This is a genomic window from Pedobacter frigiditerrae (assembly GCF_032678705.1).
GTDB lineage: Bacteria > Bacteroidota > Bacteroidia > Sphingobacteriales > Sphingobacteriaceae > Pedobacter > Pedobacter frigiditerrae_A.
Map to the genome: position 1 here is coordinate 365,168 of NZ_JAVTSS010000001.1, position 12,468 is coordinate 377,635.

The following is a 12,468-nucleotide window of genomic DNA, read 5'->3' on the forward strand; positions in this document are numbered from 1 at the left end:
ACCTGCCAAATTCAAAAAAGCTTTATGGAGTAGTTACAGCAACGGGTAAAACCTTTCCGTTGAAAAACTTATGCCCAGTACGTGCAAAATCAGCAACATATTTTCCCATTTCAAAAGCCATTACCGGACTTTCGTATCCTGGAAAAGCAGCTTCTAACATTTCTGTTTGGGCAGAACCTAATGCAAGGCAGTTTACTTTAATTCCAGTTTCTGCTAACTCGAAAGCCAAACATTCACTTAAAGTATGTAGGGCAGCCTTACTGCTAGAATAAGCAGCCAATCCAGGGAATTTTACACTACCTTGAAAACCTCCCATGCTACCAATATTTACAATATGACCTCCGCTTTGCATAAAAGGGACAGTTGCTTGGGTCATCTTAAAATGACTCATTACATTATGCTCTAACATCTCAGCTAAATCTGCTGCGGTGGTTTCTGCAAAAGGTTTGTTAATTAAACTTCCAGCATTGTTAATTAAAATATCAACCGAACCCAAACGCTCTTCAATAAATGGTGATAATGCTGCATAATCATCATTTACCAAATCAAATGCCACTGGCAATAATGTACAATCTGGATTAATTTGTTTAGCAATATCAAAAAGTTTTTTCAGTTTATCCGCACTGCGAGCAATACACAAAACCTTGTTTTTACTATCTAAAGAGAATTCTAATGCAGTTTCAAAACCTATTCCGCTACTAGCGCCTGTTATTATGATGTTCATACCCCAAACCCCTAAAGGGGCTTTTAAAATGTTAAATTATATTGTTCAATTGAACCATTGCTAGATTGTTTGCATAACAATTAAACAATACAGCAATCCAACAATCTTCTAGTCTTCCTCGTTAATCAACTGTGTTACCGGATTTGCAATTACATGCAGACCATCATTAATCAATTTGGTGTAATCTGGTTCTGTGGCAGCTTTCATTTCTAGGTATATTCGTAGTTCTTTTTCAAACTCTGTATCCAATTCTTTGTGATAAACAATTTCGAGAATTTCTAAACCACATAACCAATCTGTTCTGTGCGAAGTTTTTAGCGTATCAAAAATAGATTTTAGTTCTTCATATCCAGATAAGGTCTCCCTTATACAACGCACTTTTTGGTATAACTCGTGCAATTTCTGCGTTGCTTCATCATATTCAACTTTGTGAGTTTGCTCTTTGCTTACAAAAACAAGTTCCTCATAAGCATCTTTATCAGCAGCGCCATTAAATACTGACACTATTTTTTCGCCTATGGCCATATCATAAGTTCCCCATTCTGGTTTAAATAAAATGTTTCCATTTTCTTCAGTAACCGTACAGTCTTCAAAAGCAATTAAAATTAATTTGCCATCTTTAATCACTATTTCTTTTACCAAACCTTTAACCAAAATGCCACTTTCAAAGGTAATTTCAGCTTTGTTTCCTTCTAAAATACCTAATAACTCTAACTCAATTAAATTATGTTCTTCAAAAGGTTTTTCAATTCCTTTTAATTTGCCAACTGGCGATGAAAATCCATCCTTATGGTAATCTTTTCCATGTCCAGTTAATTGCTTGCCATCAAAAGCCAATGCAGACGGACCAGTAGTTTTAATGAAAGTTAATTCATCACTCTTGTTCATCCCCAAATCAGTAAAAATACCAGTTAATTGCAAGCCCGAACTATAAACTGCAGTACTTGGATTTTTACATTCAATTGCCTTCAAAATGCTTTCTGCACCACCTCTTCTAAATGCCATTGTATCAGCAAATGCTTCTAAAACATCTATTAAGTTTTGGAAGGTTTCCGTTACAAAAAGCTGAGGTTGTTGTTGGGTAATATCGTATTGGTAATTAATCGTATCTAAGTTGTACCACAGTTTTTTAATATCTGGGTTCATGCAAGTTGCACTTTCTCCAATAGATGAAAGTAGTGCCGCACCATAAATTTTCGGGTTTTCTAAAGTTCCAATCAAGCCATACTCAACTGTCCACCAGTGTAAACGACCTAATAAAGCCATCTCAGAAGATTCGCCCATGTTATCGGCAATGTAATGCAGTTTTTTCTCAGCTGCAGCAATTTCTTCTTCATCGGCACCAACGGCTTCCTTTAAAATAGACAGCTTGCGAATGGCTTCATACAATTCATAATCCTTGCTAGAGAACATCGCTTTTGTGCCAATAGAACCAAAATAGCTTAGGTAACTATTGTAATCAGTATCTGCAATAATTGGTGCGTGACCAGCACTTTCGTGAATAATATCTGGCGAAGGTGTGTATTCGATATGATTAATTTGGCGAATATCTGCTGCAATGACCAAAACCCTACAAGCTTGGTATTCCATAAAAGCAGCAGGAGGAATAAATCCATCAACTGTAACCGCACCCCAGCCAATTTTGCCGAGGTTATCGTTCATGGTTTGCAAATCTGGAATGTGCTCAATACTCAAACCAGCCCTGTTTAAGCCTTTGATGTAAGGATAATAGGCCACGTGTTTTAAATAGCTATAATTTTGGCGCATTACGTACCTCCAAACCGCTTGGTCTATCGGTGTGTATTTCTCGTAATTTTGCTCAACAATAAACTGCCTTAAATGCTTAGGGAGTTTGGCTACTTGCTGATTATTAAAATCATTAAAATCACTCATGGTATATCCTGGTATTGATTATGGCTAAAATAGCTTGTTCGAACTAGTAATCCAAAAAAAGCACAGCCTTTTACGCTAAAATGATGAGTATCATATTTTGAAAATGAATGTTCCAGAACTTTTGGCTTGTTCAGTCCCTCCAAACGTTTCAATCTTTTACCCCTTAATCCCCTAAAGAGGAATGGTAAAAGTATTGCCACTTATGTCGGGTTTATTTAAGAAAGGGTAGTGGTTCTTGGGGTAGGTTGCATATTGCAAAAAAAAAATCATGATAGCTTACGCAATTGAATTTATGTCAACAGTAACCATTACGTCATTACTAGGCACGGCTTGTTCCGATTTTTTGGGAAAGCAATCTCCCTCCAATTCGTTTAAGTGGTGTCAAAAACCCGACACGCAAAGCAGATTGCTTCGGGCGATGAAAAATCGACCTCCGAAGTATCGGAGCAGGCTCTCGCAATGACGCCACAATGAATGAGAAATTTATTTAATTATTACCAATTTCTCCTCAACCTCTTTTACTCTTTCCAGCCAATATTTAATAGCCTCTTCATTTTTGACATCTTTTTTATCTGCCCTATAACTTTTAGGGATTTGCCAACGATGTTGACCATTTTTGCTTTCATCTCTATCTAATTCGGCTTTTGTAGTGGGTTCAATTCTGTTTCTCCAGAACTCCATATTTTTGAAATATTCGGTTTTTAATTCTTCGAAGTGGGCTATTAGTTTTTCTGTAGTGTTAGGGATATAACCAGGGCCTGTACAGCCGCAAGAATGAAAGGTAATGCCAACTGAATATAGGCTTTTAATGTGCTCCCATTTTTTTACATCATTCTTTTTTGGTGATTCAAAATCTAATCCCATACTTGCTGTTAAACCACCACACTCGGGGCATTTGGCTTCATTTTTTGTGCCTTCGCCTCTTTGTATATCAGCCATTAATTTCCTTTTAAAAGTCTTTCGACAATTAAAACAAGCGTAGTGAGGTTTGTAAGCTAACATTCCATAGCGACACATAGTGATTTGTTTTTAAGATTAAAATTCTGCTTTCCTTGTATTTCGAATGGCTAAATTAGATAAGGCTAAAAGACCACCCGTGGTTAAAATTGCTCCACCAATAAATGGGAAGCCAGCTCCAACTAAATCTGCAAGATTTTGGGAGAATAAAAATGGCAAGCAAAATATCATCCCAAAAATTCCAGCAACAATAGAAATGACTGCTGCATATTTTGTTAGTTTTTCCATATTAAAAATGGGTTTTGTTTTATGATTTACTGTAAATATCCGTATTCTTAAATTTAGTGTTTCGAGATTGGCAAAATCTTCAATTGTCCAAGATGAAATTGGTTTGGATTGTCTGCCTCTTTTAAAGTCTTTATAAAAAGTATTCCATTCTTCTGGAAGTAATATTGCACCAAATATTAAAATTGCAAAACAAGGAATTGTATAGTTACCATTACCTAACATAAATGCCTGCATCCTAATTTCGTGTACTGGTGTCATTTTATAATCAAGCAACACGTGTTTTAAATCATGGCTTTCAAAATTTGGCACTAGGGTAAGTTCATTATCATCTAAACATTTGGCAATGTCATTTCCTAAAGTTCCTATTGGATATTGTCTTAAGTTTTCGATTTTATTCGCATACGTGTCCATAACGTAAAAACGTTGAATTACATAAACAGAAAAGTTAAATGAACTTTCAATAATTTGCCTTGCCATTTTTTGTAAAATATTCATTTAATATTTTGTTTTTGGTCTATGTTCTAAGACTTTTTAAAGCATCTGATAATGTACCAACAAAGTTAATATGCTTTGACTTATTGCTTTCAAAAATAAAATCTTTAATGCTCTTGCTTTCATACTTTTCAAAATCGCCAATAATGGCAAGTGGCATACGATAATTAGAGAATTTCTGAAGAATTTCTCCTGCAATACCTGTTTTTAAATCGAAAAAGTTAGGCGTAATGTTTTTTTCGTAAATAACTATTTTATCAAAACCCTGATAGTAAAGATTTCCCAATAAGTCTAATCCGTCTTCTACAGAATTTATAATGATATCTTCTGATGTCACTTCAGCAATTATCGTATCTTTTATTGTATGGGTTTCAATATTCATTTTTAATCTTTCGGCTCCCACAATTCAACTTTGTTGCCTTCTGCATCAAGTATGTGCACAAACTTTCCGTAATCGTAAGTTTCAATTTTGTCTACAATGGTTACGCCTTCCTTTTTTAATTCTTCTACCAATGCTTCTAGGTTTTCAACTCGATAATTAATCATGAATTCCCTAGTTGATGGCTCAAAGTATTTTGTAGTTTCCTTAAATGGTGTCCACTGAGTTTGTGCCTTTTTGGTGCTATCTGGACCTTCGTACCACTCAAAAGTTGCTCCATAAGGGTTTGTTTCTAAACCAAGGTGTTTTTGATACCACTCTGTCATTGCTTTTGGGTCCTTGCATTTGAAAAAAATGCCCCCAATACCTGTTACTTTTTTCATTTTATTAGGATTGTTGGTTGTTATGATTGTTTTAAAAGCGAAACCCAGACAAAAAGTTGTAGCTAGTGCCAAGGTTAATAATATTGTTTTTTTCATGCTAGCTTATCTTAAGTTCAAGAATCTTTATTTATAATTTTTGATGAGTTCTTTGTAAGTCCACTCGTTACCTTTTACAAAGAAGGTATAGGTTTTATCCCAATCGGGTCCAGTTCCCCAACCTATCATAGACGAAACTATCTTGGTCTGTTTATCACCAATCTTTATAAATTGGATAACCTCTTGAAGATTCTTGTCGTTATCTCTTACCGCTTTTACAAAATTACCATTCAATATAACTTTTAATACCAATAGCTCATTGTCGATAAAACTGGTAATGGGTAACTTGATAGAACTACTATCTGAAAGGCTTTTTGATTTATCGTAGTTAGTTAAAATGTAACCCCCTGATTTTAATTCAATATGAGCCAAGGGAGCTATCCACTTTTTTAGTTTTTCATCAGTTGTGAAAAGTTTCCAAGCTTCTGCTACGCTAATTGGAAGCGTACATTCAAAACGTAAGACTTTTTCGCCAGATTGATTTTGGTACGAAGTATTTTTTAAGGTTTGGCTTTGAGCAGCGAGGGTGCTTAAAAAAAGGAAAGTAAGAGCGATTAATTTTTTCATGTACTATTTTAAATGTTGATATAAGTTTCCCTGTTTAAAGGTTCAATGAATATTATTAATTTCTACAAGGACATTCTTGATTTTCATTGATATATTTGATAGTAGATTTACAGAGCTTCTCTAAAACATCAAGATTAAGGTCGTCCAATTTTTTGAAATAAATACAGGCTTTTGCCATTTTATATTTACCTAAATGATCAAGGATGTTTTCTTCATCATTTCTTTGGGCCGAAACATAAAGAGAAAACTCAGCCTTGCGAGGAGAAAAGCCAATTAGCGGTGCATCTCCTTCATGGCCACTTGCATATTTATAATGATAAGTTCCAAAACCTATAATTGTAGGTCCCCACATTTTGGGTTCAAAACCCGACCATTCTTGCATCAATTCAATGAGACGAAAGCTGTCTTGTTTCTTTTCTTCTTTGTCTACAAATGAGTTTATAAATTCAGTTACGCTGACTTCTGTTTCTGCTGTTTTATTTTTTGTAGCCATATGATTTAGTTTTTGGTATCAATACAAAGTGATGGATGTAATTTAAAAATATCTATTTAATATTTTAAATCATTTTTAATCTGGATTGTAGGGCCCACCAGTTTCTCCCCAACCCCATTTTGGCATTGGTTCGCTTTCGGTTATTGGATTTTCTGTAAGTTGAGAGTTAATGACGGCAAGTCTTGTTCCCCATTCAATGTATCCAACAAAAGCTGAGCGAAATTCTGGGTCACTTTTTAAACCTACCTCGTCTGCAGTTTGAAGTAAAAGATGAACCCAACGCTGTCGTTTTTCTTCGGTAAGCATTTTACCGATGTGTTTTCCAATCATTATGGAATGGCTGCCTTTATCTTCAGTCGTATATAGTTTTTCTCCACCAAAAACTTCTGCAACAAAGTGAGATACTTGCTTGATATGGTCGGGTGACATATTTTTAAACACTTCGCCTAATAAATCATCTTTTAAAACTTTGTTATAAAATTTAGTAAACAGGGTTTCGAAGGTTTCCATATCTCCTGCCCATTCGAAAAGTGTAGGTATTTTTTTCATTTTAATCAATGCTAATCACCTTTTTAAGTTTTGTTTGCTTGTATAATAATCGTTTTAATTTTTTGTAGCTAGAACTATTGTATGAATATCATTATTGTTTTCTGTTTTTTTATACAAGACTTTTAAAACCTTTATTTCTGTAAAGCTATTTTCATAAAGTTGTTCCGTTATTTCATCAACTGTGTGAAAATAAAAATAGGTTCTGTCGCCACTACTGCCAACTTGATAGCCAGATTTGTTAGGATCTCCTTCAACAAAACTTAAATAGATTAATCCTTTTTCATTTAATAATTTTGAACAATTGGCAATCATATTTTTACTGTCAATAGGAGACAAGTAAGGCAAAATGAACCCGCAAACTATTCCATCATACATTGTGTTAAGCGTGCTAATTTTCCTGCTGTCCATAACTTCGAAATTTGCTGTTGGGTTATTTTTCTTTGCAAGCGCTATCATATTTGGTGCAATGTCTATTCCTAATATGTTGAAGTCTGGGCGCTTTGATAAAAGATATTTTGTAATGTTTCCTGGTCCACAACCTATTTCTAGAATTTTTGGATTGGATTGATGGAGAGTACTACAAATTAAATCATAAGTATCGTTATACAAGTCGAGTTCCATGAACTTTTCTTGATATAGTGAAGCAACTTTATTCCAAGTTTCAAATGTTTCCTTATAGTTGTCCATAATTTACAATGTGTAAGTTATTCGTTTTTTAAACATTTATAAACGAATATAAAAGTTTCTTTTGGGAGGAGCTAGTTATCTTTTGGAAGGTGTTAGGTTCCTAGTTGTAATTGCCTACTTGTAGGATTTAGTCCTAAAACTGATTATTGATGATAAAGTAAGGATTGTAAATACTTAGGTACGAATTTTAGATTGCAAAGATGGAATAGCATTGTGTTAGCAGTTAGTTACTTAATAACGAATTATCCGACTACTCAATATTTTTGCATTTGCAAGGAAACCATAAATAGTAGCAGAAACCTTAGTTATCTAAACTTGATGGTAGCGAAAATCTTTTTGTGTAGCCATAATAGTCATCCGATGAATATTGCATTTTCGGTTATATTCACAGTATAACTTTTGATAAAAGCAACAAAAAATTGGAGCGAACAGCAGGACTATCCCTCAATATTTTTACTGTAATTGCTTTTCAAAAAAAGATTTTTTCGATTAGTCATCCGATGAAACTTTAGCAGTTGCCTATATTCATCGGATGACAGAGAATCTATTATTTCTTTCCTAGTTTTTTTACGCTGAATGTAAAGTAGTGTTGGTAGATATAACTAAAGCCTGCAAGTAAAATTTGTACAGCGAACCTAGCTACTGTTGGGTAAATTAAAAGTACATCGGCCAAGAATTTGTATAAAGATATGTTCAGTAAAATATTGATGAACTGGAGGTTCATGAACCTGAATAATTGTACTCTTCCTCTAACTTCGCTATGAGTAAAAACAACATAACGGTTCATCACAAAACTGTATGGGATTGCAACTGCAAAATCAACTGCCATTGCTGCTGTACCTCGTTTTAAGGTGAAGTAGAAAACATCTACTTCTTCCGTTGTAAAAAGATGATAGAACGAAAGGTAATAAACTACATAGCCCAATACAAAAGTGCTACCCCCAGTTGCTAAATACCTGAAGTTGTGCAGCGAGATGTATTTTTTAAAGGGAGGATGGAAAAAATCTATGATGGCTAATATGGCGATGCGCATTGTTTGATGTTAGAATGTTGTAAAGTTGAAATGTTTTGCTTGGTTAATCGGTTAATTGTTGAAAATTGGTTAATTGTCCTTCGACAAGCTCAGGATGACAATCGATTATCTGCCACCTGTTAACTGGTCTTTAATCATTCTATTGTTGTATTGCTGGATAAATGCTTTCAGGTATTTTTCCATCTCGGTTTGTATAGCTGGTTCTTTATCAACTAAGTTGTTTTTGTTTAATCTGTCGGTTTTTAAATTAAATAGTGCGGTAGATTTTAAACCGTCGTAAATTAATAAATAATCTCCTTTGAAAAAGCTAAAGCTACCATCGTTGTTATTAACTACAAAATTGTCTTTTTTATTGCTTAAGGCATCAAAACCGAATGCAAAATATGGTTTATTGTAATTTAGGTAGTTTAAAACTGTTGGCATAATATCGGTTTGCTCAATTAGCTTATCGGTTTTGCCTTTTAGATCTCCACCAGGATAGTAAAATAAAATAGGGATGGAGAATGAACCTGCTAATGTTTGATATTCTGGCAAGTAAGAAACGGTAGCATGGTCGGCAACTAATACAAACAAGGTGTTTTTATACCAAGGCATTTTTGAAGCAGTAGCGAAAAATTTCCTTATCGCCATATCAGTATAACCCATTGGTTCTTGTACGGGCAACGGACCTTTTGGAAACTTGCCAATATATTTTTCGGGCACTTTAAATGGATGGTGCGAAGAAACCGAGAAGAAAGCAGAGAAAAAAGGCTGCTTAAATGTATTGATGGTTTTTGCCATGTATTGCATAAAAGGCTCGTCCCAAATACCCCAAATGCCATCGAAATCTGCATCGTTATTGTACTCGTTTTTTCCGAAATAGTTTTTAATTCCAGCCAAATTTGTATAAGCCGAAAAACCCATTGAGCCATTTGGTGCACCGTGAAAAAATGCAGTTTCATAACCTTCATCCCCTAATAATTTGGCAATACTGGTTGTTCTATTGCCCGAATATTTAGATAGCACAAAAGGTTCGCGAATGGATGGAATGCCTGAAATGATAGAAGGCAAGGCATCAATCGATTTTCGCCCGTTGGCATAAGTGTAGGAAGAAGTAAAACTGTTAGCCACTAAGCTATCTATAAACGGTGTGTAACCTTTGTATGTTCCGTTTAATACATCTTTGTTTAGTGCGCCAACGTGTTCCTTGCCTAAACTCTCTATGATTAAAAATACAACGTTCAGTTTTTTAAATTCTCCTTTATTTTCTGGTTGATGGATTGGGTTGTAAAGGTTATTTAAGGTTTGTTCATCGTAATAATTAACTGGTTTTAAATTTGATGCCTTTAAGGTTTTCATGATGGTAAAAGGCGTATTTAAAACTAAGCTCATGTCTCCAGGAGATTTCACGAAATCGCCAGCATTGCTCATAGTAATTGGTCGGGTGCTATGGCGCCAACCGCCACGCATACCAATAACTGCTAAACCAGCTATTAAAACCAGAATTAAGGTATGTGTCAGATAAATTTGCCAAGTAAATTTGGGTACTTTTTTTAGCTTTATGAGTTTGTAAAGTTTAATAAAGGCATATATGAAAATTGCAAATAGAATAACTAAATACCAATAATCTAATAGGAAATCGAACGTTAGCTTAAGTTTGTTTTTTTCATTACTAAATTGAGAAAAAACACTTGCTGTTGTTCTTTTGAGCGTGTATTTGTAGTAAGCGAAATCGATAAAATTGGCAAAAAAACCTATGCTGTTGGTGATGATGAACAGCCATTTGCAAAATTGCTGATAACCTGTTCTATACCTGAATGGAAAAGGAATGGCTTGTAAAACGATGTATAATGAGTTGATATACAATAAAGCTACTATGTCGAATTTTATGCCACCTAAAAGGATGTATAGTAAATCGGCAAAGGCAATGTGTTTAAAAAGAGAAAGGTTAGTGAAATAAAAACCAAGTCGACATAATAAGTACAACACCAATAAAAGAAAAAAGCGATAAGCTAATACTGTATAAATTGATTGTTCTCTTTTGGTTGGTTGGTTCATTGATGGTGTAAAAAGTTGGCAATTTACGGAAAAAGATGGAACACAATAAAATGTAAAATGTAAGAGGTAAGGTGGAAGATGAATTGTTTGATTGCAAGATTGTTAAATTGTTATGTAAAACGCCTAGACCTAGATAGAAGCACCTGTTCCTGTTAACTAAACCCTACTTATCAGAAATCCCTCCGATTCTTCATCGGGGTTTGTAGCGAGGGCGGGACTGAATTTTTTCCCTTGCACTGCAATTGCCTTTCAACTAAAATATTTATACGCTAGAAATATGGTAGTGTAAAATGTAAGTTGGAAAATGACTGGTTGTTTCTATTTCTTGTAACTTAGTTCTGCGATGAGAAATTTTTATTTAACTCTTATTTTAACGGTTTGTACTTTTGTTGTAAAAGCACAATCTGATACTTCGGCATATAGATATCAGGCTGCAACCATACAGAAGAAATTTGCGCCAGATAAACGTGCTATCTTTTTCAACCTGAAAATAAAAGGAGATTCTGTGGATTTGGAAAGCACTTCTCAAGAAGCTTTGAACGAATTTGAAAAGGTTAAGCCGACTATGGCGAGCATTAAATTTACCTCAACTTTGTTGCCTGCAAAATCGTTAAATGGCTTGGAATATGGTGTAGCTAACCTTTCGGTTTGCAACAATAGGGCAAATCCGCAAAATGCAGCAGAGTTGATGACACAGATGTTATTGGGTACGCCGATTAGGGTGATGAAAAAACAAGGCGGATTTTATTTAGTGAAAACCCCAGATGGTTATTTGTCATGGACAGATGGTGGGGCAATTAAACTAATGGATAAACAGCAATATGAGACTTGGCAAAAAGCAGATAAAGTAGTTTTTACAGCAGATTATGGTCACGGGTTTAGCAAAGCTGATGTTAATTCTCAGAGAGTTTCTGATTTGGTAAGTGGCAATATTTTGCAATTACTAGGAACGGAAAAGGATTTTTATAAAGTTGCTTATCCTGATGGGAGAGTGGCTTATTTGCCAAAAACTAACGCCAAGCTTTACAAACAATGGATTAAAAGGCCAAATCCAAATGCAACGGCAATTTTAGCTACGGCGCAAACATTATTAGGCGTTCCATATTTATGGGGTGGCACTTCTATAAAAGGAGTTGATTGTAGTGGTTTTACAAAAACAGCTTACTTTTTAAATGGGATTGTGATTCCTCGTGATGCTTCTCAACAAGCGTTGGTAGGTGATTTTGTTGACGTATTGGAAAATGACAGCATCAGCATTGCTAAATGTTTAAAAAACTTACAGCCTGGCGATTTGCTTTTTTTCTCTGCCGCTAAACGTAGAGGGATAAATGGCGGTCGTGTTTCGCATACCGCAATTTATATGGGTAATGGAGAATTTATTCAGAGTGCTGGTATGGTAAAGATTAATAGCATTGTGCCTACTGCACCGAATTACGATGGCGTACAAAGTGGAACTTTAGTAGGCGCTAGAAGGATTTTAACCGAAATAGGAAAACCAGAAATTACCAGGGTTGAACAACACGATTGGTACGGAAAGAATTAAAATATGATTACAATTTACCATAATAACAGTTGCACTAAAAGTCGCATTGCCTTAGCTGCTGTAACAAAAAATGATGAGCCTTTTGAAGTGGTTAATTATTTAGAAAATGTACTAAATGTTGAGGAACTAAGAGCCATTATTGCAAAGCTTAATTGCAAACCAAAAGACATTGTGAGAACGACTGAAAAGGTTTACCTAGAAAAGTACAAGGGCAAAGACTTAACGGATGAGGAATGGATAAACGCGATGCACGAAAACCCTATCCTTATTCAAAGGCCAATTTTAGTGAAAGGTGATAGGGCGGTAATTGGTAGATCTGAAAATGCGCTTGATGAGATTATGTAGAT

At 34.9% G+C, this 12,468-nt stretch carries 14 protein-coding genes; 2 read left to right on the top strand and 12 right to left on the bottom strand.

Annotated features, from left to right (window positions below; translation table 11 throughout):
* Positions 1 to 22 precede the first annotated feature (22 nt).
* From R2Q59_RS01530 to R2Q59_RS01585, 12 genes are all read right to left on the bottom strand, one after another.
* The gene (locus R2Q59_RS01530; RefSeq protein WP_316783076.1) at positions 23 to 724 is read right to left on the bottom strand and encodes an SDR family oxidoreductase; all 702 of its coding nucleotides are present in this window, start codon (positions 722 to 724) and stop codon (positions 23 to 25) included.
* A 108-nt stretch (positions 725 to 832) separates the two neighbouring features.
* The gene (locus R2Q59_RS01535) at positions 833 to 2,617 is read right to left on the bottom strand and encodes an aromatic amino acid hydroxylase (RefSeq protein WP_316783079.1); all 1,785 of its coding nucleotides are present in this window, start codon (positions 2,615 to 2,617) and stop codon (positions 833 to 835) included.
* A 483-nt stretch (positions 2,618 to 3,100) separates the two neighbouring features.
* On the bottom strand, positions 3,101 to 3,556 hold the full coding sequence (locus R2Q59_RS01540; protein ID WP_316783081.1) for a hypothetical protein: 456 nt from the start codon (positions 3,554 to 3,556) through the stop codon (positions 3,101 to 3,103).
* Positions 3,557 to 3,652: 96 nt separating this feature from the next.
* Positions 3,653 to 4,357 carry a hypothetical protein gene (locus R2Q59_RS01545; RefSeq protein ID WP_316783084.1) on the bottom strand — a complete coding sequence of 235 codons (705 nt, stop codon included), beginning with the start codon at positions 4,355 to 4,357 and terminating at the stop codon, positions 3,653 to 3,655.
* Between the two features lie 19 nt (positions 4,358 to 4,376).
* Entirely contained in the window at positions 4,377 to 4,736 is a 360-nt protein-coding gene (locus R2Q59_RS01550) for a DUF4180 domain-containing protein (RefSeq protein WP_316783086.1), read from the bottom strand.
* Positions 4,737 to 4,738: 2 nt separating this feature from the next.
* Entirely contained in the window at positions 4,739 to 5,212 is a 474-nt protein-coding gene (locus R2Q59_RS01555; RefSeq protein WP_316783090.1) for a VOC family protein, read from the bottom strand.
* A 27-nt stretch (positions 5,213 to 5,239) separates the two neighbouring features.
* Entirely contained in the window at positions 5,240 to 5,779 is a 540-nt protein-coding gene (locus R2Q59_RS01560; RefSeq protein WP_316783093.1) for a hypothetical protein, read from the bottom strand.
* Between the two features lie 55 nt (positions 5,780 to 5,834).
* On the bottom strand, positions 5,835 to 6,272 hold the full coding sequence (locus tag R2Q59_RS01565; RefSeq protein ID WP_316765266.1) for a DUF1801 domain-containing protein: 438 nt from the start codon (positions 6,270 to 6,272) through the stop codon (positions 5,835 to 5,837).
* 75 nt (positions 6,273 to 6,347) lie between these two features.
* Complete coding sequence (locus tag R2Q59_RS01570; RefSeq protein WP_316765267.1) at positions 6,348 to 6,821, bottom strand: group II truncated hemoglobin; 474 nt, start codon at positions 6,819 to 6,821, stop codon at positions 6,348 to 6,350.
* Between the two features lie 54 nt (positions 6,822 to 6,875).
* On the bottom strand, positions 6,876 to 7,508 hold the full coding sequence (locus tag R2Q59_RS01575; protein ID WP_316783095.1) for a class I SAM-dependent methyltransferase: 633 nt from the start codon (positions 7,506 to 7,508) through the stop codon (positions 6,876 to 6,878).
* A gap of 547 nt (positions 7,509 to 8,055) precedes the next feature.
* The gene (locus tag R2Q59_RS01580) at positions 8,056 to 8,541 is read right to left on the bottom strand and encodes a GtrA family protein (protein WP_316783098.1); all 486 of its coding nucleotides are present in this window, start codon (positions 8,539 to 8,541) and stop codon (positions 8,056 to 8,058) included.
* Between the two features lie 105 nt (positions 8,542 to 8,646).
* Positions 8,647 to 10,578 carry an LTA synthase family protein gene (locus R2Q59_RS01585; protein WP_316783101.1) on the bottom strand — a complete coding sequence of 644 codons (1,932 nt, stop codon included), beginning with the start codon at positions 10,576 to 10,578 and terminating at the stop codon, positions 8,647 to 8,649.
* A gap of 343 nt (positions 10,579 to 10,921) precedes the next feature.
* Here R2Q59_RS01585 and R2Q59_RS01590 point away from each other — a divergent pair, with 343 nt between their 5' ends.
* Both R2Q59_RS01590 and R2Q59_RS01595 read left to right on the top strand, forming a co-directional pair.
* Positions 10,922 to 12,121 (top strand): C40 family peptidase, encoded by a 1,200-nt coding sequence (locus R2Q59_RS01590; RefSeq protein WP_316783105.1) that lies wholly within the window; start codon positions 10,922 to 10,924, stop codon positions 12,119 to 12,121.
* Positions 12,122 to 12,124: 3 nt separating this feature from the next.
* Positions 12,125 to 12,466 carry an arsenate reductase family protein gene (locus R2Q59_RS01595; protein WP_316783108.1) on the top strand — a complete coding sequence of 114 codons (342 nt, stop codon included), beginning with the start codon at positions 12,125 to 12,127 and terminating at the stop codon, positions 12,464 to 12,466.
* Positions 12,467 to 12,468: the final 2 nt, after the last annotated feature.

What these genes read in the sequence shown, in the direction of transcription:
- R2Q59_RS01530 (WP_316783076.1), bottom strand. Translation starts at nt 724, where the DNA reads ATGAACATCATAATAACAGGCGCTAGTAGCGGAATAGGTTTTGAAACT.
- R2Q59_RS01535 (WP_316783079.1), bottom strand. Translation starts at nt 2,617, where the DNA reads ATGAGTGATTTTAATGATTTTAATAATCAGCAAGTAGCCAAACTCCCT.
- R2Q59_RS01540 (WP_316783081.1), bottom strand. Translation starts at nt 3,556, where the DNA reads ATGGCTGATATACAAAGAGGCGAAGGCACAAAAAATGAAGCCAAATGC.
- R2Q59_RS01545 (WP_316783084.1), bottom strand. Translation starts at nt 4,357, where the DNA reads ATGAATATTTTACAAAAAATGGCAAGGCAAATTATTGAAAGTTCATTT.
- R2Q59_RS01550 (WP_316783086.1), bottom strand. Translation starts at nt 4,736, where the DNA reads ATGAATATTGAAACCCATACAATAAAAGATACGATAATTGCTGAAGTG.
- R2Q59_RS01555 (WP_316783090.1), bottom strand. Translation starts at nt 5,212, where the DNA reads ATGAAAAAAACAATATTATTAACCTTGGCACTAGCTACAACTTTTTGT.
- R2Q59_RS01560 (WP_316783093.1), bottom strand. Translation starts at nt 5,779, where the DNA reads ATGAAAAAATTAATCGCTCTTACTTTCCTTTTTTTAAGCACCCTCGCT.
- R2Q59_RS01565 (WP_316765266.1), bottom strand. Translation starts at nt 6,272, where the DNA reads ATGGCTACAAAAAATAAAACAGCAGAAACAGAAGTCAGCGTAACTGAA.
- R2Q59_RS01570 (WP_316765267.1), bottom strand. Translation starts at nt 6,821, where the DNA reads ATGAAAAAAATACCTACACTTTTCGAATGGGCAGGAGATATGGAAACC.
- R2Q59_RS01575 (WP_316783095.1), bottom strand. Translation starts at nt 7,508, where the DNA reads ATGGACAACTATAAGGAAACATTTGAAACTTGGAATAAAGTTGCTTCA.
- R2Q59_RS01580 (WP_316783098.1), bottom strand. Translation starts at nt 8,541, where the DNA reads ATGCGCATCGCCATATTAGCCATCATAGATTTTTTCCATCCTCCCTTT.
- R2Q59_RS01585 (WP_316783101.1), bottom strand. Translation starts at nt 10,578, where the DNA reads ATGAACCAACCAACCAAAAGAGAACAATCAATTTATACAGTATTAGCT.
- R2Q59_RS01590 (WP_316783105.1), top strand. Translation starts at nt 10,922, where the DNA reads ATGAGAAATTTTTATTTAACTCTTATTTTAACGGTTTGTACTTTTGTT.
- R2Q59_RS01595 (WP_316783108.1), top strand. Translation starts at nt 12,125, where the DNA reads ATGATTACAATTTACCATAATAACAGTTGCACTAAAAGTCGCATTGCC.